Origin of the sequence: Methanothrix sp. (assembly GCA_029907715.1) — an archaeon.
Classification (GTDB): domain Archaea; phylum Halobacteriota; class Methanosarcinia; order Methanotrichales; family Methanotrichaceae; genus Methanothrix_B.
Genome location: JARYLI010000006.1, coordinates 56181 through 80488 on the forward strand (window position 1 = coordinate 56181; position 24308 = coordinate 80488).

At 55.3% G+C, this 24308-nt stretch carries 25 protein-coding genes; 10 read left to right on the plus strand and 15 right to left on the minus strand.

Annotated elements, in window-relative coordinates:
• Positions 1–84: 84 nt before the first annotated feature.
• From QHG98_05580 to QHG98_05605, 6 genes are all read left to right on the plus strand, one after another.
• Positions 85–594, plus strand: a complete 510-nt coding sequence (locus tag QHG98_05580; GenBank protein MDH7597198.1) for a nitroreductase family protein — start codon at positions 85–87, stop codon at positions 592–594.
• 9 nt (positions 595–603) lie between these two features.
• Complete coding sequence (locus QHG98_05585; protein ID MDH7597199.1) at positions 604–2142, plus strand: tRNA uridine(34) 5-carboxymethylaminomethyl modification radical SAM/GNAT enzyme Elp3; 1539 nt, start codon at positions 604–606, stop codon at positions 2140–2142.
• Between the two features lie 207 nt (positions 2143–2349).
• Positions 2350–2808 carry a 4Fe-4S binding protein gene (locus QHG98_05590; protein MDH7597200.1) on the plus strand — a complete coding sequence of 153 codons (459 nt, stop codon included), beginning with the start codon at positions 2350–2352 and terminating at the stop codon, positions 2806–2808.
• Between the two features lie 2 nt (positions 2809–2810).
• Positions 2811–4547 (plus strand): aldehyde ferredoxin oxidoreductase family protein, encoded by a 1737-nt coding sequence (locus QHG98_05595; protein ID MDH7597201.1) that lies wholly within the window; start codon positions 2811–2813, stop codon positions 4545–4547.
• Positions 4548–4657: 110 nt separating this feature from the next.
• A complete protein-coding gene (locus QHG98_05600) occupies positions 4658–5890 on the plus strand; it encodes a sugar phosphate nucleotidyltransferase (protein ID MDH7597202.1) in 1233 nt (410 codons plus the stop codon).
• A gap of 475 nt (positions 5891–6365) precedes the next feature.
• Positions 6366–6617, plus strand: coding sequence for a winged helix-turn-helix domain-containing protein (locus QHG98_05605; protein ID MDH7597203.1), 252 nt, complete (start codon positions 6366–6368; stop codon positions 6615–6617).
• Between the two features lie 330 nt (positions 6618–6947).
• On the opposite strand, the gene QHG98_05610 is transcribed toward QHG98_05605, so the two are convergent.
• From QHG98_05610 to QHG98_05635, 6 genes are all read right to left on the minus strand, one after another.
• Positions 6948–8336, minus strand: coding sequence for a dihydrolipoyl dehydrogenase (locus QHG98_05610; GenBank protein ID MDH7597204.1), 1389 nt, complete (start codon positions 8334–8336; stop codon positions 6948–6950).
• Between the two features lie 183 nt (positions 8337–8519).
• The gene (locus QHG98_05615) at positions 8520–8663 is read right to left on the minus strand and encodes a YHS domain-containing protein (GenBank protein ID MDH7597205.1); all 144 of its coding nucleotides are present in this window, start codon (positions 8661–8663) and stop codon (positions 8520–8522) included.
• Positions 8664–8678: 15 nt separating this feature from the next.
• Positions 8679–11087 carry a heavy metal translocating P-type ATPase gene (locus tag QHG98_05620; protein MDH7597206.1) on the minus strand — a complete coding sequence of 803 codons (2409 nt, stop codon included), beginning with the start codon at positions 11085–11087 and terminating at the stop codon, positions 8679–8681.
• Complete coding sequence (locus QHG98_05625; protein ID MDH7597207.1) at positions 11084–11428, minus strand: SHOCT domain-containing protein; 345 nt, start codon at positions 11426–11428, stop codon at positions 11084–11086. Before QHG98_05625 ends, QHG98_05620 begins: the two co-directional genes overlap by 4 nt.
• 60 nt (positions 11429–11488) lie before the next feature.
• Positions 11489–11974 carry a ferredoxin-thioredoxin reductase catalytic domain-containing protein gene (locus QHG98_05630; protein MDH7597208.1) on the minus strand — a complete coding sequence of 162 codons (486 nt, stop codon included), beginning with the start codon at positions 11972–11974 and terminating at the stop codon, positions 11489–11491.
• 3 nt (positions 11975–11977) lie between these two features.
• Positions 11978–12259, minus strand: a complete 282-nt coding sequence (locus QHG98_05635; protein ID MDH7597209.1) for a glutaredoxin family protein — start codon at positions 12257–12259, stop codon at positions 11978–11980.
• A gap of 410 nt (positions 12260–12669) precedes the next feature.
• Between QHG98_05635 and budA the strand changes: the two genes are divergently transcribed.
• Positions 12670–13452, plus strand: a complete 783-nt coding sequence (gene budA / locus QHG98_05640) for an acetolactate decarboxylase (GenBank protein ID MDH7597210.1) — start codon at positions 12670–12672, stop codon at positions 13450–13452.
• Between the two features lie 440 nt (positions 13453–13892).
• On the opposite strand, the gene QHG98_05645 is transcribed toward budA, so the two are convergent.
• The 5 genes from QHG98_05645 to QHG98_05665 form a co-directional block, all read right to left on the minus strand.
• Positions 13893–14999 carry a cytochrome c biogenesis protein CcdA gene (locus QHG98_05645; GenBank protein MDH7597211.1) on the minus strand — a complete coding sequence of 369 codons (1107 nt, stop codon included), beginning with the start codon at positions 14997–14999 and terminating at the stop codon, positions 13893–13895.
• A gap of 36 nt (positions 15000–15035) precedes the next feature.
• On the minus strand, positions 15036–16085 hold the full coding sequence (locus QHG98_05650; protein ID MDH7597212.1) for a permease: 1050 nt from the start codon (positions 16083–16085) through the stop codon (positions 15036–15038).
• The gene (locus QHG98_05655; protein ID MDH7597213.1) at positions 16086–16403 is read right to left on the minus strand and encodes a metalloregulator ArsR/SmtB family transcription factor; all 318 of its coding nucleotides are present in this window, start codon (positions 16401–16403) and stop codon (positions 16086–16088) included.
• 289 nt (positions 16404–16692) lie between these two features.
• Positions 16693–17436, minus strand: coding sequence for a response regulator (locus QHG98_05660; protein ID MDH7597214.1), 744 nt, complete (start codon positions 17434–17436; stop codon positions 16693–16695).
• Positions 17437–17658: 222 nt separating this feature from the next.
• Entirely contained in the window at positions 17659–18285 is a 627-nt protein-coding gene (locus tag QHG98_05665; protein MDH7597215.1) for a hypothetical protein, read from the minus strand.
• A 215-nt stretch (positions 18286–18500) separates the two neighbouring features.
• Between QHG98_05665 and hpt the strand changes: the two genes are divergently transcribed.
• A complete protein-coding gene (gene hpt, locus QHG98_05670; protein ID MDH7597216.1) occupies positions 18501–19073 on the plus strand; it encodes a hypoxanthine/guanine phosphoribosyltransferase in 573 nt (190 codons plus the stop codon).
• Positions 19070–19306, plus strand: coding sequence for a DUF357 domain-containing protein (locus QHG98_05675; GenBank protein ID MDH7597217.1), 237 nt, complete (start codon positions 19070–19072; stop codon positions 19304–19306). Before hpt ends, QHG98_05675 begins: the two co-directional genes overlap by 4 nt.
• 65 nt (positions 19307–19371) lie before the next feature.
• Here QHG98_05675 and QHG98_05680 read toward each other — a convergent pair whose 3' ends face one another.
• The 4 genes from QHG98_05680 to QHG98_05695 are packed head-to-tail and all read right to left on the minus strand — an operon-like array spanning position 19372 to position 22355.
• Positions 19372–20670, minus strand: coding sequence for a dihydroorotase (locus tag QHG98_05680; protein MDH7597218.1), 1299 nt, complete (start codon positions 20668–20670; stop codon positions 19372–19374).
• A 34-nt stretch (positions 20671–20704) separates the two neighbouring features.
• Entirely contained in the window at positions 20705–21187 is a 483-nt protein-coding gene (locus QHG98_05685) for an adenosine-specific kinase (protein ID MDH7597219.1), read from the minus strand.
• A gap of 54 nt (positions 21188–21241) precedes the next feature.
• Positions 21242–21478, minus strand: coding sequence for a hypothetical protein (locus QHG98_05690; protein MDH7597220.1), 237 nt, complete (start codon positions 21476–21478; stop codon positions 21242–21244).
• Entirely contained in the window at positions 21468–22355 is an 888-nt protein-coding gene (locus QHG98_05695; protein ID MDH7597221.1) for a hypothetical protein, read from the minus strand. The genes QHG98_05690 and QHG98_05695 overlap by 11 nt, the downstream gene beginning before the upstream one ends.
• Before the next feature lie 634 nt (positions 22356–22989).
• On the opposite strand from QHG98_05695, the gene QHG98_05700 reads away from it, so the two are divergent.
• A complete protein-coding gene (locus QHG98_05700) occupies positions 22990–23958 on the plus strand; it encodes a radical SAM protein (GenBank protein ID MDH7597222.1) in 969 nt (322 codons plus the stop codon).
• The last annotated feature ends 350 nt before the right edge of the window (positions 23959–24308 follow it).

A 24308-nucleotide genomic window follows, 5' to 3' on the forward strand; every position in this document is an offset into this window, starting at 1 on the left:
AGCTGCGTGCTTTGGGTTCAGTGATCGGACAGACAGGGATATGAGAGGAGTAAATCTAAATTCATCGACTGTCAACATGGATTCATGGACGTGTTCGATGCGCTTAAAGGAAGGAGGTCGATCAGGGCCTATCAGGAGAAACCTGTACCCAGGGATACTGTGGAGATGCTGCTTCAGGCGGCTGAGCTGGCGCCATCTGCGGGCAACCTTCAGTCCAGGAGGTACGTGGTTGTGATGCGGCAGGATCTCAGGAAGGCTCTGGCCCTGGCCGCATACGGCCAGAGCCAGATATCCTCCGCGCCTGTGGACATCGTCGTATGCGCTGATGTGAGGCGATCGAGCAGGCGGTATGGTGACAGGGGAAGCCTGTACGCGATCCAGGATGCTGATGCTGCTGTGATGTGCATGCTGCTTGCAGCACATGCAATGGGCCTGGGCGCATGCTGGAACGGCGCGTTCGACGATGGGATGGTGAGAGACATCCTGGGCATCGAGGAAGGTGTCGTGCCAGTCGCCATAATCTCCCTCGGCTGGCCTGCCGAGTCGCCTGAATCTCCCGGGAGGCTGCCACCCAATGCGCGCTGGGAGGTATGAGAGAGGCTCATGTACAGGGATCTGAGGGATATCGTGGAGGCGATCATATCAGGGGTGATAAGGAGCGAGGAGGATCTTGAAAAGGCGAAGAGATCGCTTGCATCCAGCTTGAATCTTTCAGAGATTCCAGGCAACCCTGAGATACTCGCTGCAGCCAGAGCTGATGAGAGGGATCGGTTGAGGCTGCTGGTGAAAAAGCCGACACGCACGCTCTCAGGGGTTGCTGTGATCGCCGTCATGACGAGCCCGGCCCGCTGCCCGCATGGCACCTGCGTCCCCTGCCCTGGTGGCGTTCTGGGCGAGAGATGCTCACCGCAGAGCTACACAGGTCGGGAGCCCGCAGCGCTCAGGGCGGTACAGCACAGCTTCGATCCATACGCCCAGGTGGCTGCCAGGCTCAGACAGCTCTCGGAGACAGGCCACCCTGTCGACAAGGCAGAGCTCATTCTCATGGGAGGAACAATCACCTCCAGGCCACTGGGGTACCAGTGCTGGTTTGTGAAGAGGTGTCTGGAGGCGATGAACGATTACCCTGATACGGTGAGCAGAGCACGCTGGAGATCCTTCAGAGAGGTGACAGATGCAAACAGCAGTGCAGCCGTGAGAAACGTCGGCATAACCTTCGAGACCAGGCCCGACTGGTGCCGGAGCGGTCACATTAAAAATATGCTCCTCCTCGGCGGGACAAAAGTCGAGCTCGGGGTGCAGAGCATCCACGACGATGTTCTGAAAGCGATCAGGAGAGGCCACTCTGTGAAGGATACCATCAGAGCGAACCGGTTGTTGAGAGAGGCTGGCCTGAAGGTCGGGTTCCACATGATGCCCGGGCTGCCGGGATCGAACCCCGAGAGGGACCTCAGGATGTTCAGGGAGCTGTTTGAGAGCAGCGATTACCGGCCAGATTACCTCAAGATATACCCCACGCTGGTTATCGAGGGAACGGAGCTCCACAGGATGTGGATGCGTGGCGATTACGAGCCTCTTTACGATGATGAGGCTGCTGAGCTGGTATCACGCATCAAGGAGATCCTCCCGAGGTACACCAGGCTCCAGCGCGTGCAGAGGGATATACCTGCGCACCTCATAGCGGCTGGTGTCAGGAAGAGCAACCTCAGACAGCTCGCAAAGAAGAGGCTCGAGGAGCGCGGATCGAGGTGCGTGTGCATAAGGTGCAGAGAGGCCGGGCTTCGCGGAATATCCGAGGGGGATATCGCATTGAACACAGAGAGCTATGATGCATGCGGAGCTAAGGAGCACTTCATATCTTTTGATACCGTGGATGACACCCTCGTCGGATTCCTCAGGCTGAGGCTTGGCGCCGAGGCCAGGATCAGGGAGCTGCATGTATACGGCCCGCTCGTACCTCTCGGAAGGAGAGGGGGATGGCAGCACCGCGGTATCGGCGCAAGGCTGATAGAGAGAGCTGAGGAGATGGCAAGGGATCAGGGCTACGACAGGATCACAGTCACAAGTGGCATAGGCGTCAGGAGCTACTACGCCTCTCTCGGCTACAGACTGAACGCGCCGTACATGGAGAAGGCGCTTTGATCTGAGATCCGTGGAGGCCGGCTCGAAGCATCTGAATCTGAAACTCTTCGAATGGGGCGCGTGCGGTGCATGCCTCAGATGCAGCGCGCTCTCCGTGATCTGGAGCAGCTTATCCGCAGTCAGATCATCTGTCTTCAGGAGATTGATTGGTTATATATCCCTTGAGGATCTATAACTTCACAGCAGCGTGCAGGAGAGGTATGAGAAATGGCGGGAGCTGTTGCTGGTAAACCCAGCGCGGAGGCCGCGAAGAGGCCCAAGAAGCGGAGGAGGTTGAAGGTCGCCCATCCGGAGAGGTGCATCGGATGTCTGAGCTGCATGTTCGCATGCAGCAGGATAAACACCGGGCGTGCATCGCTTGAGCGCTCGGCGATAAGGATAAAGACGCAGGGTGGGATCGAGGGGGACCCCATAATAGTGGTCTGTCATGCGTGCGAGGATCCTGCATGTGTCAGGGCATGCCCGACGGGAGCTCTCTCCAGGAAAGAGGATGGGAGTGTTGTTTTTGATAGAGATCTCTGCGACGGATGCGGCAGGTGTGTGGATGCGTGCCTCATAGGAGCGATATCCCTCGACAGCGAGGGCAAGGCCGTGAAGTGCAAGCACTGCGGGGCATGTGTTGCATTCTGCCCGCATGATGTGCTCAAGCTGATCGAGGTGGATTAAGCATGCTGAGAAGAGTTCTTTACATAGATCTCACCAGAGGCGAGAGCTGGGTCGAGGAGAAGCACGACCTCTTCGAGGAATGGCTGGGAGGCACAGGGGTCGCAACACAGCTCCTGCTCAAGGAGGCTCCTGCTGGAGTCGATCCCCTGTCGCCGGAGGCTCCGATAATCTTCAGCATAGGGCCTCTCTCAACGATGTTCCCGGCGATGACGAAGACCGTGGCCCAGTTCAAGTCCCCGCTGACAGGAGAGCTCGGGGAGTGTTACGCAGGCGGGAGGCTCGCAATGGCGATGAGGTTCGCGGGCCACGAGTCGATTGTGATAAAGGGCAGAGCTGAGCGCCCCTGCTACATATCCATAGAGAATGATACGGTGAGGATACGGGATGCCACATCGATATGGGGGATCGGCGCCGCCCGCGTTGGAGTCATCCTGAGAGATGTCGAGAGGGGAGTTGGGAGGAGAAGCATCATCAGGATAGGGCCTGCCGGCGAGAGGATGGTCAGGTACGCCTCTGTGGTTGTCGACACCTACAGGCACTTCGGCAGGCTCGGCCTAGGCGCTGTCTTCGGATCCAAGAACCTGAAGGCAATCGTGATATCGGGGACAGAGGATGTTGCGATCCCAGATCCGAAGAGATATCGAGAGGTCTACAACCGTATTTACAGAATGGTCGTCCAGACAGACGCAATGGAGAAGTACCACGACCTCGGGACTCCCATGAACGTGAACGTGCTGAACCAGCTGAAGGGGCTGCCGACACGCAACTTCCAGTCGAGCTCGTTTGCAGATGCAGAGAACATAAGCGGTGAGAGGCTCGCGGAGGAATACCTCTTCAGAAGGGTCTCATGCGCGCACTGCCCGATAGGGTGCATCCACGTAGCGATGCTGAAGACCGCGTTCACCCCACATCACGAGTTCGAGGTGAGAAGGGTCAGCTATGATTACGAGCCGATTTACTCTCTGGGCAGCAACCTGGGGGTTACGACTGCTGAGGGTGTGCTGGAGCTGATAGACACATGCGAGCGCCTGGGACTGGATGCGATGAGCACAGGCGTGGTGCTCTCGTGGGCGACGGAGGCCTACGAGAGGGATCTGATCACGCCTCAGGAGACTCTGGGAGTGCCGCTCCAGTGGAACAACGTGAAGGGCTACGTAAAGGCGATGGAGAATATCGTGGCTGCGCCGAACGAGTTCTATTCTGCGCTTGCGAGGGGTGTTGAGTTCGCTGCTTCCAGATACGGCGGAACCGATTTCGCGATGGCCCTGGGGAAAAACGAGGTCTCAGGATACCACACAGGTCCTGCATCCATAGTCGGGCAGCTAGTTGGTGTGAGACACTCACATCTGGATAACGCTGGATACAGCATAGACCAGACGGCTGCCAAGAAGCAGCTCGATCCGGCCGCTATGGTTGATCAGATAATCAGAGAGGACGACTCGAGAGGGGTGTTCAATTCGCTCGTAGGATGCCTCTTCGCAAGAGGTGTTTACACAGATGAGAACATGATCGATGCTCTGGGTTCTGTTGGAATAACAAAGAGCCGGGAGGAGCTGACAGAGCTCGGGAGGAGGATCTTCCTGGAAAAGTACAGGTTCAAGACCAGGGAGGGCTTCGATCTCTCGAAGGCGAGGATACCCAGGAGGTTCTTCGAGACCGTGAGCACCCTCGGCCGTATAGATCCCGAGACTGTGGAGAAGATGATCGCTCTCTACAGGGAGAGACGCGGATGGGCATGAGCCTGTAATCTTAACCCCCTCCAGGCAGGGAGAAGTGCCATGAACAGAAAGCATATGGCAGGAGATGTGATGGATCCATCGGTGATCCATCAGTACACGGGAGAGGCGCCATGAACAGCATGCAGGCGATAATACTGGCTGCAGGCGAGGGCTCCAGGATGAGGCCCCTGACAGCGAACAGGCCGAAGGTCATGCTTCCTGTGGGTGGAGCCCCGCTGCTTGAGGAGCTCGTAGTCAGATGCAGAGATGCTGGGATAAACAGGTTTGTCTTCGTTGTGGGCTATCGCAGAGATGTTATAACATCCTACTTCAGGGACGGCAGCGATTTCGATGTGGAGATCAGCTATGCAGTACAGGAGAAACAGCTGGGCACAGGCCATGCGCTGATGGTCGCCCAGGACCTCTCGGATGAGAGGTTCTTCGTCATAAACGGGGATGTGCTTCCTGACGTCGAGGCGCTCAGGCACATGATGTCGATGGAGGATCTGAGTGTTGCGACACATCGTGTCGTTGAGGCGAGCCGTTATGGCGTGTTTCTGCTGAAAGATGGGCTCGTTGAGGGGGTCATAGAGAAGAGCCCGTCGCCGCCATCTGACATGGCAAACGCTGGCGTATACCTGCTTGACAGGGATATCTTCGAGCTCATGGATGAGGTGCCTGTCTCGATCAGGGGCGAGTATGAGCTCACCGATGGAATAAACGCTCTTGCAGCTGCTGGGAGAAGAATATGGGCTGTCGAGCTCAGCGAGTGGGTTGAGGTCGGCGTTCCGTGGGACATACTCACAGCCTCGAACGCTGTGCTCTCGAGAAAGAGCCCCGTCATGGAGGGGGATGTGGAGAGCGGCGCCACGCTCAAGGGGAATGTTTCAATCGGCAGCGGCACCCTGGTGAGGGCTGGAGCATACATCGAGGGTCCCGTGTGGATCGGCAGGAACTGCGATATAGGGCCGAACTGCTACATTCGCGCAGGATCCTGCATAGGGGACAGCGTGAGGGTTGGAAATGCCGTTGAGATAAAGAACTCGACAATCATGGACAACACCAAGATAGGCCACCTCTCCTACGTCGGGGACAGCGTCATCGGGTACGGCTGCAACCTGGGCGCCGGCACAATCGTATCAAACCTCAGGCATGATAACAGAAACATCCGCTCTTACGTCAAGGGCGTGCTTGTGGACACGGGCAGGAGAAAGCTTGGCGTGATAATGGGGGACGGCGTTAAGACAGGAGTGCACACGTGCATCTACCCGGGAACCGTTATAGAGCCCGGCTACCTCTCCAGGCCAGGCGAGGCTCTCAGAGGATACGTGAAATCCATGCTGCAGAGCACGTCCGTGGGCTGAGCGATCTCCCTGCAGGCCCGAACTGCAATGCATATCCAGCGTGCCCGCTTTACAGAATTTTTATGTGATCTCGTGTTCAACTATCTTCTCGAATCGCTGAGACCTGACGCGTCAAGCCTGCAGTATTCACGAACGCTCTTTCTGGTGACCGAATGGTCATGAGCTCCGCCAGCCTGGAAGCGTTAAGGCGTCTGCGGTATTCACGAACGCTCTTTCTGATGACCTGCACTGAGAGCCACTGGTCCAGCCATGCGTTCCTGGCGAATGGATGGGTGCTTCCAGCAACCTGCCGCTGTGAACTTCAGGGGCACACAAGAGCAAGCACTGCATGCATGTTTCATGCACACAACCAGAGATCGATCCGGCTGGTTGCAGCAGTGCGGCAGGCTTGATCGACAAACCTTATATTCTTCAAGGAAAAACAATTTTGTCAGAGGGCAGCAAAATCTTTGCTGGTTGGAGAGGTGCACTCAACATGCCGTCCAGACGGAGCAGAGCGCAGATCATGTCAGATATACTGGAGATATGCATCGATGGGGCCAACAAGACGAAGATAGTTTACAATGCGAACCTGAACTTCAAGATGCTGAACTCCTACCTTGATGCGCTCACAAAAAAAGGCCTTCTTCACGTCAGGAAGGATCACGGCAACGAGTATGTGACCACAGAAGAGGGCATCAGAATGCTTGAGACGTGCAGGAGCATAGATCTCGAGCTCGGTCAGTAAGAATTGCTCTCATCTTCTGATTCCTGTTCTGCTCATCCCATGCATCTTTGTCGCTCTTCCGCTTTGAACATGTGTCTGCTGAACGCCCTCATACGTTCGTCAGATGGCTGAACCAGTGCTCCCGCGGAGCAAGTCCACATCCGAGAGCGTCTGGAGGCACGCACTTGATGTGTGGAAGGCACATAACAAGGGCCGCTCTTATCCATCTGATAACTTGCCCGAAGAGGCACCAGTCAAGCTATGCGCCAATGGCGAGCGAATGAGTGCATTCAGCAACCGGCCTGCATATCCTTCAAGTTGCTGAATACATAAGAGCAACAAGGGCTGCATTTAGCCGTCATGCAGGTTCCCGAAGGCTCTCGCCACAACCTCGCTTATCGCCGGGTGGATAACCTGCGATCTTGCCATCGGCGTTACATCCTGATTCTCGGCGTTCATCAGATACGTGACCTGCTGCACAAGCTCCGGTGCAGAGGATCCTATGACGTGGAATCCCAGGATCCGCCCGCTTCTGGCATCGACTATCGCCTTGGCCATGCCGTCCTCATCCATCGCATAACCCATGGCTGTCTGTTTGTAGTAAGCACGCCCGACGAGGATATCGTACCCGTTGGCCCTCGCCTGCTCCTCTGTCATTCCGACGCCCGCGATCTGGGGATATGTGAAGATAGCATGCGGCACTGCATGGTAATCCACCTTTACCTTCTCCTTTTCTCCTCTGGCAGCATTGATGAGGTTGTGGGCCACGATCGATGCCTCGTAGTTCGCGGTGTGCCTGAACATGTGCTTTCCAGTGATGTCTCCGAGGGCCCATATGCCGGGAGCTGTGGTCTCCAGGTGCTCATTCACCCTGACCCAGCCGGCCCTGTCAATCTCCACTCCGCTCTTTTCCGGCTGCAGCATGTCGGTGTTCGGACGCCTGCCGGCTGCCAGGAGTATCTCATCACCCACAAAGCTCACTGTCTCACCCCTGGATCTATCGATCGCTGTCACGACCTTCTTCCCGCCCTCCAGATCCACACGTATCGCCTCCATGTTCGTGTGGATTCGCATGTGTTTGGATAACGCCCTCAGCGCCATATCCGATATCTCGTGATCCTCTGATTTGAGAAGCCGGGGGTTCCGCCCCACTATCGTGACATCAGAGCCCATCGCGGAGAAGAAGTGCCCGAACTCGCATGCGATGTATCCCCCTCCCAGGATGATCAGGCTTTCAGGGGGTTTCGCTAATGAGAAGACGGAGACGTTATCCAGATATCCCGCCTCGCCAAGACCTGCCACAGGAGGAACAAGCGTTCTGGCGCCGGCTGCGATGACGATCCAGGGAGCTGTTATCTCCTCCTCACCTACCCTGATGAGATGATCACCGACAAAAACACCTGTGCTGCGGTACCAGCGGAGCTGCTCCTCCTCCCCGATCGCCTTCTCCATCTCCCCACGCTCGGTCTCGATCAGATCCCTCATTCTTCTCATTATGAATCCGAAATCTATCGAGTCGACGTGTGCCTTTATGCCGAGCCTGCTGCCATCCTCCACCATCCTTACGATATCAGCCGGATGTATCAGCATCTTCGAGGGGATGCATCCGGTGTTGAGGCATGTTCCGCCAAGAGGGCCGTGCTCGATGAGAGCCACCCTGAGCCCCTCAAAGAGAGCCCTCTGCGCAACTATGAGCCCGGCTCCGGATCCGATCACTATTACATCGTAATTGTCATCCATAAAGCACCTTCCTGCAGAGGCATGCTGCGAGGCGCAGGCCGCATGCCAGCATAATTGAACTCAGACGGATGTTATTCGGGCACGCGCTGAATCATTCCTGCAATCCATGCCAGCCGGCTATCGCACTCTGTGATGCAGGATCTCACAGCTGAGATGGTGCGCGCCCGGAACTCAGCATTTTGCTCAGCTCAGATACTTCTCCGGATCCTTATCGAACGCTTTTTTGCAGCCGGGAGAGCAGAAGTAGTACCTTCTGCCTCTGTACTCGCTCACAAACTTCGCGGTCCCCTCGTCGACCTCCATCTTGCACACAGGATCTATTGCCATCTTGAAACCTCTCAATTATTTTTGCACATCTGGTATATACCTTTTGAGCATCAGCGACAGGGACACGACGGTGACTGATGAGAGGGCCATCGCGAGACCTGCCAGCTCCGGCCTGAACACCATACCAAATCCAGGGTAGAGAGCTCCTGCTGCAACTGGTATCAGAGCTGTGTTGTAAGCGAACGCCCAGAATATGTTCTGCTTTATCCTCGACATCACCTTTCTGCTCAGCTGTATTCCTCTCACAACATCCATGAGATCATCTCTTATGAGAACGATCTCTCCGGCCTCTATGGCGACATCTGTTCCCGAGCCGATCGCTATCCCCAGGTCGGCCTGTGCGAGGGCTGGCGCGTCGTTTATGCCATCACCGACGAATGCGACCGTCCTGCCCGCCTCCTGGAGCTTTCTGACCTCAGATGCCTTGTCCTGTGGCAGAACCTCCGCGTGAACCTCCTCGATCCCGATCTGCTCTGCCACAGACCTGGCGGAGCGTATGTTGTCCCCAGTTATCATAACAACATCAAGCCCCATCCCCTTCAGCTTCTGCACAGCGGCTTTCGCTGAGTCCTTGATGGCATCGGATATCGCGAAAGCTCCTGCTGCAGCGCCGGAGACAGAGACGAAGAGCACCGTCTGCCCCAGCTCCTCAAGAGCGCTAGCTCTCTCCAGCATATCATCAGGTATCCTGGTTCCGCGCTCCGAGATGAAGGATCTGTTCCCCACAGCAACCTCCACGCCATCCACAACGCCAACAACACCCATGCCAGGGAATGCGTAGAAGTCCTTTGTCTCTGGGATATCGATCCCCTTTGAGATCGCCATGCGCACGATCGCCTCGCCGAGGGGGTGCTCGGATCTGCTCTCGATGCCTGCCGCCAGCCTGAGCATCCGCTCATCACCCACGATCTCGGTGACCTCAGGCCTCCCCACTGTGAGCGTCCCTGTCTTATCGAATATCACTGTGGTGAGTTTGTCTGAGGCCTCAAGTGCCTCTCCGCTCTTGATGAGTATTCCGAGCTCCGCACCTCTTCCTATCCCGACGGTCACTGCGGTTGGTGTGGCAAGGCCGAGCGCGCACGGGCATGCCACAACGAGGACAGAGATCATCGAGGAGATTGCGAACATGAGGATCCTGTCCTCAGGCAGATAAGATCTCCCGAAAAAGTACCATGCCAGGAATGAGAGCATTGCGATTGAGAGGACGATGGGAATGAACACGCTCACCACCCTGTCTGCAAGCCTCTGAATCTCCGGCCTCGATCCCTGCGCTTTATCGACGAGATCGATTATCTGCGCCAGGAATGTCTCCCTTCCGACGCGCATGGCGCGCATCTTCAGAGCAGCGTTTTTGTTCAGCGTGCCTCCGATCACCTGTGACCCTGGCTTTTTCAAAACAGGAACCGGCTCTCCTGATATCATTGACTCGTCCACATACCCTTCTCCCTCGATTATCTCGCCATCTGCCGGGACCCTCTCACCGGGCCTTATCAGGATGATATCTCCCGGCTTCACCATCTCCGCCGGTATCTCCTTCTCACTGCCATCAACGATAAGTGTCGCAGTTCTCGGCTGGAGTGCGACGAGCTTCTTGATCGCGTCTGAGGTCCTCCACTTCGCTCTGGTCTCCAGATACCTGCCCAGGTTGAGGAAGGATGCCAGCATCACCGCGGTCTCATAGAAGATGAAATCGTGTGACAGAATGCGGAATGTGCTCAGGACGCTGGAAACGAACGCCACGCCGGTGCCCATTGAGTACATCACATCCATGTTCAGGTTTCTGTTCCTGAGCGCCCTGTGAGCAGCTCTGAATATACCGCTGCTCACATACACAAATGCAGGGGTCGCCACACACATCATCACTATGCTCATGGTGTGTGTCATCGGTGCCAGATACATGAGCGCCATGAGGAGAGCGCTCGCCCCGAATCCCACGATTATCTTCCGCATCCTCTCCCTGAGATCCCTGGCCCTGATCTCGGCCTCGAGGCTCTCGGACTCCTCGCCAACCACGCCCAGGTACTGATATCCGGCGTCCTCCACCGCCCTCCTGATATCATCCAGGCTGACGACTTTGGGATTGTAGGTGACATACGCCTTCTCTGTGCTCAGGTTCACAGTGACATCGGAGACGCCATCAATCTCGCGAATAGCATCTGCGACCGTTGATTCGCATGTGGCGCATACCATCCCTCCCACCTTCACGGTCGCTCTTTCGTTGATAACATCATACCCCGCGTCCCTGATCGCACCCTCCAGCTCCGAGAGCTTCAGCCTGGTTGGATCGTACTCCACCTGAGCTGTCTCGCTCCCCAGATTCACGCTGGCGCTCTCGACTCCCTTCTCCCTCAGAGCGCTCTCTATCGTAGATGCGCATGTGGCGCATGTCATTCCGGAGATCCTGATCTCGGCCCTTTTCCTCATTCTCTTCCCCGTCTTAGATCCTCTTTCATCCTGAGGTACTCATCCCTCGTCAGCTCGCCTCTCGCATATCTCTCATCCAGGATCGACTCTGCGTTCCTGATCGAACCTCCCATCTCCTCCCTCTTCAACAGGTAAATTAGGAGAAACAGCATGCCGATCCATGGAAGCACGACGAGGACCGCCCAGAGCAGGCCGTTCATACCCCTGGCTTCAGCATCTTTGTAGACAAGATACGCTATGACCAGAAAGACCAGCCAGTATCCGAGCATCCATATGAAGGGGAACAAGCCCCATGCGCCCCACCACATGGGCCCCCAGTCCATCATGTGGTATGATATCATGATGCCCCTCTCATGGAGCTAAATCAGCGCCCTCTGGCGATACAGTGCTGTAGAGCGCAATCACATGAACCTCTCGAACCTTTCCCGCGAGGCCTTGCATATCGGGCATACCTCTGGAGGTTCATCTCTGGCGCAGAGATAGCCGCAGACCCTGCACCTCCAGACAGGCTTTGAGAGCCCTGTGATCTTTGCCTCACCGGTCTGTTTCTCAGGGGCTGGCTTTGATCCACGCCTCTCCGGCACCGGCCTCAGCTCATCCTCGCCCTTCGCGACACGCTCGGAGACGTAAAGAGCGCAGTAGCACGCCCCGTAGTCCGCGAGATCCTGATCCCTGTAATCGCATGGACAGATTATGTCCAGATCCTCCTCTCTGACACCTGAGGGAAGCCTGCAGGGGCATGCCATGTATCCGAAGCGCTCCTCATTAGTCAGCAGTCCGCGGACGATCCCCATGACGAATGATCTGTCAGGGTTGAGATGGTATCCTGCAGATTCGGCATCCTCTTTGAGCTTCTGGTAGAGCCGCTCCACATCCTCATCGCTCACCACTTACAATACCCCCAGGGCGCTCTTTATCTCCTTCTCCCTGTATCCGATGATCACCTTCCCGTTAGCAACGAGTGTGGGAAACGTGAGATCCGGATTGAATCTCCTGAGCTCGTCGATCAGCCCTGCCCTTTCAGCGCCGCTCGTCAGATCCACATAAACATAATCGTAGCTCACGCCGAGCTTTGAGAGCAGATCCTTTGTCTTCTTACACCACATGCATGTGCTCAGCGCATAAAGGGTCACAGCACCAGCATCCTGCCCATCGACATGTACCTTGCTCATTCGCATACCTCTGCTTGATCTGCATACAGCTCCAGCATGCACCAGGCCGGAGCCATGCGAGTGTGCATCTGGAAATGTGGCACATCCTGAGACTTATATCAACTGTTGATACCTGCTCGCATATAAATGCACTCCATCTGTCCTAAGAGCGAATAATGTCAATCTATCGCTTTACTCTGAATGGTTGTGGGCTTCATGCACTTCGCTACTTTCTGTCAGATCTTCCCGATCGTGTGGAGAAAGCAGTGGGGGTGCAGAATATGCCGTGGTGATGCAGCTCGAATGAATGGTTTTTATATTTCCTTATATCAGATATCCTGTGCAGCAATGGGATCTGCTGCAGAAAACGAAAACGGTGCTGGAGCTGACGGCTTTTGCCCGGACCGGAGCTTCTGCGCCGGTGAGGTATTATGAGGCACTCAGTTGAAGCAGTTGCAGTAGCGCTCATCATGAGCATGCAGATCGTCAGCCCCGCAGGATATGGTGATGTGCTCTTTCAGGTCTCCACAATATCTGCGCTCATGGATGGTGTTTTTGAGGGATCGATGTCATTTGGTGATTTGAGGGTGCATGGGGACTTCGGCCTCGGAACATTCGATGCGCTCGATGGCGAGATGGTGGGGCTTGATGGCCATTTCTATCAGGTTAGGGCAGATGGTTCCGTTCATGAGGTCAGAGATTCCACGCTCACCTCATTTGCAGATGTCACATTCTTTGATTCGGATGAGGAGCTGGCTCTCAGCAGCTCAAACATGACTCAGGTGGAGAGATGCCTGGAGGAGGTGCTGCCGACAAGGAACATCTTCTACGCGATCAGGATCGATGGTAAGTTCGGCCATGTCAGGACCAGAAGCGTGCCTGCTCAATCCAGACCATACCCGAATCTCACGGTTGCTGTCATGAATCAGAGCATCTTCGATCTATACAACCAGAGCGGCACAGTCGTCGGATTCTGGACACCCTCGTACGCGAGCGGGCTGAACGTCCCGGGCTACCACCTTCACTTCATAAACGATGAGAGAACAGCTGGCGGCCACCTGCTTGATTTTCAGTTGATGGATGGAAACGCTTCAATCGATCACACGGATGGCTTCATGGTGGTCCTGCCGTATAATGAGGATTTCTACGCAGCAGGCACTGAGGCAGCGGATACAACAGAGCTGGAGGCTGTTGAGAGCATGAAGCCAGGATGAAACTCATGCTCTGGGTCTTAATGAAAATGAGGTCGCGCTCCTGGGAGTACTGAGTTCATGTGGGATGCCGGTTAATAGCACGCGGTCTGACTGGATGCGCATGCTTCCTGCTCAAATCTTGGATCGCTCCTATCCGTATGATAAACTGTCCGCAGAGAGCAGCCATGCTATGCGCTCGTTTCGACTTATCTTCGAATGCGTCGAAGAGTTTCGACGAAGTCTAAGGTCTGGCGAATGAATGTGTGCTTCCATCAACCTGCTTGCTTGACCTCTAAGTTGCTGAACACACAAAGAGCAATCCTGGATTTCCCGCAACCTCACAGACGGTTACCCTGAAAGCATGATGGTGATCTTTCGTATATGATCGTTGCTGTGTGAAACTGGCGGCGCATCAACTCTTTCATCCTTCTGGCACGCCACTGCTCTCGCATGCGGACTTTTCATATCATCTCCCAGTATATCAGTGGCGCGAGGGCGATCAGCATCAATCCGGTGATGATTCTGATCGCAACGCGATGCTCGTGCCTGAAACGCTCGACGCTCTCAGGCTGCATGCCGAGGGCTATGGCTCCGCCCAGCAGCATCACGGGAAGAACCACGCCGAGGTTGTACAGAAACAGGTACAAGACCGCTGATGATGCGTAGCCCTTTGTGTAGATTATGCTGATGATCGCCACGTAAACCGCTCCGACACACGGGGCCTTGACCATGGAGAAGAGCATTCCTAGGAGAAAGTATGCTGCGAGGCTCTGAGCGCCAGCTGCAGCCTGGAAGTATCCCAGTATCCAGTCAGTCCTGAACAGAGAGCGTCCGGTTGAGTTCAGCCGCCTGGCATCCTCGAGCTGCATCATCCCGAGCAGGATAAGAAGCGCGCTCAGCACCAGCCTGAGCATCGAGGCGGTGTTGCTGTTCTGCATCATCCTGAAGAGGCCCATCCCGAATACGAGGTACACAGAGAGTATGCCCAGCGAGAAGAAGATTATCATTAAAAGGAGATCCCTTCTGCGCCCCGCGCTTGACAGAACAGTCGTCGCAAGGAACGCGAGTATGGCGAGCAGGCAGGGGTTGAAACCCGCAAGAAGGCCGGCGACAAGGACCGTCAGCGCCGTGGACAGCGTGATGCTCCCGAAGATCTCCGGTGAGTATGGCGTCTCAGACGAAGCATTTGTATCGATCCTTCCTTCAAGAGCAGATGCTATGAGATCCCGCAGCCTGCTCTCATTGCCATCGTAATCCCTGTATCCTATGACAGAGCCGTCTATTATTATCGACGGCACATCCTTGACCCTGAACTCCTTTATGATCTTCCTGCCTTCCTCGCTTGTGTACGTGTACTCCTGGATGTGCACATCCTCGTAACCGGAGAGCACATCCTCCAGCACCCGATGGGCGGCGGCGCATTTTGCACATCCTGGAGCAGTCAGTATCAGAACATTCTCGCATGCTGCTGGATGCACGCACAGAAAGATGGCAAGAGCTGCAATCGTCATCCTCAGCACACTGCGAGCGGTGTTGCATGCTGCAGATCTCTCAGAGCTGGAGGGCATGTTGTTACCTGTTCATTCGCTCCGGTCCTGTGACCCTCAGGAGACAAGGGCTCCATAGATCATGCCGATGAGCGTCGAGATGAGCACGACCAGCGTGACGTACACTCCGGCCTTTCTCGGGCCTATGACCCTTGCGATCACTATCATGTTTGGGAGGCTCAGCGATGGGCCGGCGAGGAGAAGCGCCAGCGCCGGTCCCGGGGCGGTGACGCCCGAGCTGTAGCCGAAGAGCGTCCCGACGATGGGGACCTCGAGCAGCGTCGGCATGTAGAGCACAGCGCCTATGATGGAGGCGGTGAGGCATGATATAAAGCTGTTCGATCCCATGATCATCCTTATCAGATCCATGGGCAGGAAGTACCCGATCACACCCACCACGAACGTACCTGCGAGAAGCAACGGGAATATCCTCTTCGCAAGCCACCATGTCTCGCCGAGGAACGCGCGCCTCTCCACCGGCGTGTAGTGTCTCCACATAATGTAGGAAGCCACAAGTATCAGCGCTGAGAGAATCGCGATCTTCGGTGTCATGCTTACTGCGCTTGAAGTCGCCACCAGAAGTATGGCTATGAGCACTCCTATGAAGAGGAGCGTGGTCCTGCTCACCGAGCCGTCTTTTGAGCCAGGATTCCTGGAGGGTCTCCTCTCCCCTGGAAACACAGACGACATTATCAGTCCTATGAGCACGGCCATGGTAACAGCCGCGATGGCTCTTGCTATCCCGATATCCAGACCCAGAACCCTCGCGGTCAGCACTATCGCCATCAGGTTGATGGCCGGGCCGGAGAACAGGAACGCGGTGGCAGGGCCTATGCCAGCGCCCTTCCGCTCTATTCCTGCGAACATCGGGAGTATGGTACAGCTGCATACTGCAAGCACAGTGCCGGAAATCGCTGCGACCGGATAGCACAGCCATTTGGGTGCGTCTGCACCGAAGTACCTCAGGATTATGTCCTTCTTCAGGAGCGCGGATATCGCTCCGGCTATGAAGAAAGCCGGAATCAGACATGTCAGCACATGCGCCGAGAGGTACTCGAGGAGGCTCTCAAGACCCGCGCTCAGAGCCGCATAAATGATGTTCTGCAATCAATCACCTCTTGTCTCCACGAGACCGGAAAGATGCTCAAGAGCTATCACATCCGCGGTCTCGAGAAGCTCCACGACCTTTCTGTTCTTTATGCTGTAGATCGTCCTGTTTCCCTCGATCCTGCGATCAAGAAGCCCCGCATTGTACAGAATGCTCAGGTGCTTCGATATTGTGGACTGGGATCTCTCAAATGCAGGGAGTATCTCGCACACACACCGATCTCCGCCCGAGAGAAGCAGGATGATTTTTATCCTGATCGGATCGGCGAGAGCGCTGAATATGCGGACCTGCATATCCAGTCTTGGAACAGAGAGCATGGGTCAGGCTCTGGGCGGGTTGTATATAAGTTTATCGAAATATGGCGATATTTGAATAAGATCTTCTGGTTACCCAAGCTGGCTGGTGGAACACCCGTTTGTTCATCAGATCAGATGTCCCCACCAATCTACAGTTCACAACTCCTCAGGATGATGGCGTAAGAAATCCGATAGGAATCCGCAAGGGTTGCCTCAAGATCATCCGGGGAGAGACGATTCGCACGCGGTGGAACTCCAGGTATATGACCACGCAGATGGAGTTCAGGATCTCAGAGCGCCTGCTGCGAATTTACGTTGAGTTCTCCCTTCTTCTCTTCAGCTCCTCCAGGTTCTGCATGTACAGCCTCACAAGGGAGCTGTCGAAGTACAGGGGCAGCAGGTACTCGAATAGCTTGTCGGTGAGCATGCCGGCCCTCTCAGCAGCGCTCTCGATCCTGTAGAGATCTTTAAGCGTATCATCATCGATGTTATTGCCGAACCTCTCCTTGATCCTCGAGTTCGTCTCCTTTATGGTGCTGATCGCCTCTTCAAGGTCCTGAGAGATCTTGTCCATGAATTCATCGAGGTTCAATTTGTCGGCTTCAAGATCTGAGACGCACTTTGCGATCTCCATCTCCGTTCTTCTCCTCTCCATCAGGGTGTTCCACTCCTGCAGGATTCTGCTCGCAGTTGATGGGAGGTGACGGAGGTCATCAGAGCTCTTCACGACGTAATCCATGGCACCGGATTTCATTGTCTGCACAGCAAGCTTCTCGGAGCCCACACCTGTCAGTATTATGAGAGGGAACCCAACATCCTCAGGAGTTCCGGCGCCTCTTGTGAGATCTAGACCTGTGCCGTCCGGCAGCCTGTAGTCGGCAATGACGATATCTGGCAGGGAGTCCTGGTTTTCATCAAGAAATCTCATAGCATCTGCGAGGGTCGAGACCCGCGATACGCTCCAGGCCGAGCCGTTCTCCTCAAATATCCTCTGGATGAGCACAGCATGAGCATCGTTATCCTCAACCAGAAGAACCCTCCGGAGCTTATCCATGGAAACTCACCAAATTTCTGTAACCCCTCTTCTCTAGCAATGCGTGCCCTTTCATAAAAACTTTTTGTTGAATTAATCGCTCTTCGCTCTTATGTATTCAGCAACTTGAGGGACATGCACGCTAGTTGCTGAATGCACTCATTCGCTCGCCATTAGCGCATAGCAGGACTGGTGCCTCTGCGGGCAGGTTATCAGATTGATAAGAGCTACCACGAGATGCGCTCAGAAGTCGATCCCGCTGAATCTGTTTTGGGGATGACTGCCCTCCTGTATCTTGAGCAGCTTCTTGACATCAAACCTGCCCTGGAAGCTTGTGTGATCCCGAACCTTCTTCTCGAAGATCTTGTGCCATGCGGCATCTGTTGTCCAGGTGCCGTTGAAGCTTGCTGAGACATCCATCGCGATGGAATCGCAGGGGCTTCTCGATCCGAAGAACGTCCTCTGTATCCGGTCCATCTCTGTCACCGCGAAGCTCTCCTGGATCTCAGCCCCTATCCCGCCATAGATCGACCTGGATTTTATGACCTTGACTCCAACGAGCGGGACTGAGCCGAGATATGTCATGTGCGTCGTGTCGGTGAGGTTTGTGGGGGCGGATCTGCCTGAGGGCGCTGTGGCAATCTCGTGTGTGGAGTCCATCTCGAAATCGCCCTCTCCATACATCACGTTGTAGTACTCCAGCCCGGATCTCCTGTCCACAGCAGATGTGGTGATATCGATGAGCCCAGTGCCTGCGACCCTGAGAACGTTCGTGTACTCCTCATGGTAGCTGTTTCCGGGAGATCCAAGCGCAGCAGAAGCTATGATCGCGAGAACGAGCAGAACTCTGAGAAACACCGCTGCGCTCATGCTACTCCCACGAAAGACATGAGTATGTCGGATGTTTATGTTTAAATCATCTTTGATCCGAAGGACAGGAGTGGATTGAGTCAAACTGCGGCGTGCACCCCGCAGCAAGCTGTGTGGCACTCGATTTTAAGATAACAGCATTCCAGGAGTCACCTGGACCTGGGCCCAAAACCGTTTAAAGCAGTGCGCGCTACGGTGAATGGAGGCGTTTGGCTTTGCTCGAGATACTGAAGAGGTCGCTCTATGATGCGCCTGTGTTCAGGAGAGGGGATTACAACTACTTCATCCATCCGATAACAGACGGAGTTCCAGAGACGAGACCTGAGCTGATAAGAGAGGTTGTCTGTCATATAATCAGGATCGCCGATCTTGATGTCGACAAGATAGTCACCGTTGAGGCGATGGGGATACCGATTGGCGGAGCGCTCTCACTCGTGACAGACATACCGCTCGTGATAATTCGCAAGAAGATGTACGGTCTGCCCGGGGAGATAGAGGTCAGCCAGGTCACGGGCTACTCCAAATCGAAGATATATCTCAACGGTATAAAAAAAGGAGATCGTGTGATATTTGTTGATGACGTTGTGAGCACCGGTGGCACGGCCATCGCGGTTATGAAGGCGCTGGAGGCCGCAGGCGCTGTGATCAGGGATGCTGTTGTTGTGATCGAGAGGGGCGATGGTGCTGAGCGTGTGAGATCCTCAGGATTTCCTCTTAAAACCATGGTGAGGGTTGATGTTGATGAGAAGCGCGTCTTCAGCGTTGAGGAGGTCTCATTCCGGTCTTGAACGAAGATATTGCTGTTGAGCTTAGAGCCGAGACCGAGAAGTGGCTCGTGAGGGCTGACGAGAGGCTATCGCGATGCATGGGGGATGACAGATTTCTGAGCAACATAAAGGCATACATCAGCGACTCGAGGTACTTTCTTGAGAGAGGGGATCTCATACGGGCATTTGAGGCGGTCATCTGGGCCTGGGCCTGGCTCGAGATCGGCGAGGAGCTGGGAAGAATAAAAGGCTGACAGGGCTCTCAGCGTGTGGAGTCAGATCTTAAACATCAGGTCGATTCATGACTAGCTGGGGAGAGCTAATCAGAGCTCTCCTCCGGTCTTTTACCCATGCGCGTCTCGATATTTCTGCCGTAGCCGGGATTCACCTCTACATCCCCATCGAAGACAACGCTCCCCCTGACCAGGGTCATCACAGGGAAGATCGCCCTCTTCCCCTCATACGGCGTCCAGTCTGCCCTGCTGTGAAGCCTCTGCACATCGATCCTCTCCTGCCTCTTCGGATCGAAGATCACCAGATCCGCATCCTTTCCGACCGCGATCTCCCCCTTGGATCTCAATCCAAGTATGGATGCAGGCCTTGCTGATAGAGCATCAATAGCCCTGTCCAGCGTTATCATGTTGCTCTTCACAGCATACAGCATGAGGGGGAGCATCGTCTCCACGCCCGGGACGCCGGGAGGCGCATGCCATATGTCATCCCTCTTCTCCTCGGGGAGATGTGGCGCATGATCTGATGCGATGACATCTATATCCCCCCTTCTGAGACCATCCCAGAGGGCATCGCAGTCCGCTGGATTCCGGAGGGGCGGATTAGTCTTCAGAAATGTCCCGAGCCTCCTGTAATCCCTTCTGCTCAGGAAGAGATGGTGTGGTGCGACCTCACAGCTCACCCTGCTCTCTCCCCTCTTCCTCACGAGATCCAGGCCATCTGCAGTAGAGATGTGACAGATATGGAGCCTGCATCTCGATATGCTCAGAACTCTGTCTATCGCGGAGACCTCAGCGATCGGCGGCCTGGCCCTGGAATGAACATCGGGATCTCCGATCTCACTCAGCGGCTCGGAGTATCTCCGTATGACCTCTCCATCCTCTGCATGCACACTCGCGAGCGCGCCTAGCCGCTCGACCGCCTCTAAAATTCTGGCCAGACGCTCGTCGCTCATCTCATACATGAAGATCTCGCCGATCGCAGATGCCCCTGCCCTGAGAAGTGACTCTACATCGCCGGGCCCGCCGTTCAGGCAGAAGTCCACGACCGACTTCCGTTTCGCCAGATTCAGCTTCTCTTTGTACGACTCAGCGTCCATCACAGGCGGATCCGTGTTGGGCTGATCGACCACGGTCGTCACGCCGCCAGCAGCCGCGGATATCGAGCCGCTCTCCCAGTCCTCCTTGTGCGTGTACCCCGGCTCCCTGAAGTGGACGTGCATGTCAATGGCCCCCGGTATGATGATCATGCCGCTGGCGTCTATCCGCTCCGCAGCCCTGTTGTACCCACCTAGTGCTGCGATCCTCCCGTCTTTGATCCATATGTCTGTGCTCATCAGCCTGCCACCGCTGTAAACCCTGCCGTCTTTTACCAGAAGGTCCATCATGCAGCATTCTCCGGCAGCGGGGTTCACGTCTGCCTCAGAGCTTGTACCCAAACCTTCTCAGAAGGCTCCGCCGCTCCACGACCTTCTCAGGCCCCTCAACGCCCTTTGGCGAGCTTCCGTCTATCACCCCGAGTATGCCGCTGCCCTGCTCGGTCGACGCCACCACAACCTCCACCGGATTGGCTGTGGCGCAGAAGATGCTGCAGACCTCCTGAACGCCCTTGATGGCGTTGAGAACGTTTATCGGGAACGCGCCATGTATCAGGATGACAAATGTGTGCCCGCATCCCAGGGCGAGCGAGTTTCTCTTTGCTGCCTCCTTCAGAGCATCGTCGTTCCCCTCCAGCCTTACAAGGCAATCGCCGCTCGCCTCTGAGAATGCTATTCCGAACCTTGCGCCAGGCACGCTCCCAGCGATCGCCTCGTACAGATCCTCAGCTGTCTTTATGAAGTGGCTCTGACCGAGTATGAGGTTTGAGCCATCGGGTACCTCCATTCTCACAGTCCTTAGTTCCATTTTGATCACCATTCCATAGATGCCAACCACCGACTTATCGATTGCGGACCTTTACTATCGCTTCTTCCGCAGACCCTTCCCGCGCCTTTCGGAGCTCCTCGATCTCAATGCAACTGACGTGAAGTAGTACGCGGTCATGAATATCAGCGACGCCACCAGGGCCTCGATCGCGGACTCGACAGCGCCCAGCCCATGACCGAAGTACGTGTAGAGATCGTAGATGGTGAAGAAGACCGCTCCGATCAGCACGGTCTGGAATGGAAGGGCCATCGCCCTGAACCTAAGCAGCATATGCTCGATCATATCTGTGGAGGTCCTTTCCAGTCCTGCTCATATAAAGCCTGGTCCACCAGATCGTGGTCAGTGGTGCTATGACGAGAACACTGAAGATGCCGCCGGCCGTGGACCAGACTCCTTCAAGACCGGTGCCCTCAAAGAACATCCCGAATATGCTGAAGGCCATCGATAATCCCACGGTCACAAGCCAGAGGAGGAACACATCGAAGATATTCTCCCTGAAGAAGCGCATGCTCGCCCGGATCCCTGATATCGCGCCCAGGGAATCGACCACAATGGCGGGAGAGAGAACAGCGAGGGCCATGGAGATCACTATGAGTATCAAGCACACTACCAGGATCCAGGCGATTACGAGAGCTACGAGCCCCGGATCTATCTGCTCAGGGGCCTGAGCGATCTTCGAAAGGGACTCCAGAGATACGAACGGCAGGAAGAGCGCGCTGACTGCCAGAACTCCAAGGGCGTAGATGATCATGCTCAGCAGGGAAGCTGAGAAGAGCCTGATGCAGTATCTCTTTCCTGCTGCCCACATCTCCCCCAGGGAGGAGAAGCCGGCTGCGTTCGCGCTCCTCGCCATGCCGGTCGCTCCTGCCGTGAAGAACGAGCTGACGAGCAACGCGAGCACAAAGAACAGCATTATGTACGCTCCTACAATCAATCCTCTCTGCTCGAACGCCTGAATCAGGTCCTCCGGAGGTACGTTCTCGATGTTCGCGAAGGCCTCGGGCATGGTTCCAAGAATGGAGACGAACAGCACCATGAACAGCAACCCAACAGCGATGACATCGAGCACAAAGGGGACGCATATGCCCAGATTGTGTCTCCAGGTTGAGAATCCCCTCCCTATAATCGCTCCGATTTCTTCGTACATACTTGACACACAGACTTCATCCTATTAAATTGCTGCATGGTCCGGGTATGGGAGTATCTGGCGGATATGAGCATTCCCATGCAGCTCACGGATATTTGCTCAATATCGTGAGCGTACTTGAGTTGCTGATCAAGTGAGGCCCTATCACCGGCCATAGTCGTTTATCCAGAAATCCGCCAAGAGGGCAATTTACCTCAACATATTGAGCATGCTCAGCTCACGTATGCTGCGCGGTATCTTTCTCGGAAGGCAGGCTGAAGACCCCCTTCAGAGGAGGTCATACGCCCTTATCCATCTGATAACTTGTCCGCGGAGAGCAGTCATGCTATGCGCTAATGGCGAGCGAATGAGTGCATTCAATTGGTCGTCGGTTAAGTATTTTATGTAAATATATTGATCATGAAATTTGGCAAATTGAGATCTCCCCATAGTGGAGAGTTTGATTCAAATCGGCCGCCTGTGGACTCGAGTCCTGATAGCAGTACTGAGGCGAGATAAGACTATTAAGTCCAATTCTACACATGTCGATCTTAACCGATGACGCATGGAGTGCATTCAGCAGCGAGCTTGCATGTCTTTCAAGTTGCTGAATAAAGAGCGAAGTCACATATAGAAATTGCTCGGAGTACTGCATATGGATCCAGCCACAAAAGCGTACCTGATATCCGTGGGGACTGTGGAGCTCCGGGATTTGACGCCTCATGGACCACCATCGACGGCCGGACCTAGCGCGGGTGAGGGCTCGGTCTTCTTCAGCTCCGGCGGGAGGATCGTCCGTCTCACGGTCGCCCCGAGCCCCCTCAGGATCCTGCGTGAGGGGGATGAGCATATCATAATTGAAGGAGACAGGATTGTGGCCCGTGGCCATCTCGTTGAGCCGCTGCTTCACTGCCCGGCTCAGGCATACATAACTGTGTCTGAGAGCTGCATTTACGATTGCAGGTTCTGTGCGGTCCCGAAGCTCATGGGACCGACGAAGTCCAAGGAGAAGGTCATCGAGATGGTCAGGCGCGCGGCCATGACCGGCAGGCTCAAAGCGATCTCGCTTACAAGCGGGGTCGAGGTATCTCCGGAGCACGAGGTCGGGAGGATTGCTGATATAGCTCACGCGCTTAAAACCTTCGGCGTTCCCATCGGGATCTCTGTATGCCCGACGGAGCGCTCGAACGAGATTCTGAGGAACGCAGGTGCCATCGAGGTCAAGTACAACCTGGAGACGCTCGACCCTGATATATTCCAGGCGGTATGCCCGGGGCTTTCATTTGAGGGTATAAAGAGCGCTCTCGCAGATGCTGTGGGGGTGTTCGGCAGAAACAGGGTCTTCACGAATGTCATAGTGGGATTGGGCGAGTCTGACAGGGTCATCCTCCAGGGAATAGATGAGCTCACGGAGATGGGGGTGATGCCTGTGCTTCGCGCGGTCTACCCCCATCCGCTGCGCCTGGCAGACCTGGAGATGCGCCGGCCATCCCCTGAAAGAATCCTCCGACTTGCAGAACATCTGCGGATGGCTCTGGACAGGAACGGCCTCAGAGGGGACTTGCCCCAGACGATGTGCTATCCGTGCACAGGCTGCGATCTCATACCCCACCGGGATCTGTGACGGGTTACTGGATGCACATCTCCAAAATCGCCTGCTTTAGCGCTGTGCATCTGAGAGGCTGGCAGCTTCGCTCCTCTTCAAACACAGGAATCAGAATTCGCCTGCTTGGTGAGGCTCTTCCAGATGTGGCGCTCAGGACTCAAAACCCTCATCACCATATCAGACAGGCCTTCTCATCATCGCGCCGTGGTTTTCAGCCGGGGCTGCTCAGTACCTTGAATGTAGGGGGATCGTGATTACTGTATCTGATCACCGGACATCATGCCTCACTGACCATGGGTCGCAAAAGAAAATTGCGCCTCGACCCAATGTACTTGGGCCCAAGTAATTTCTATACCATCTTCCTGACA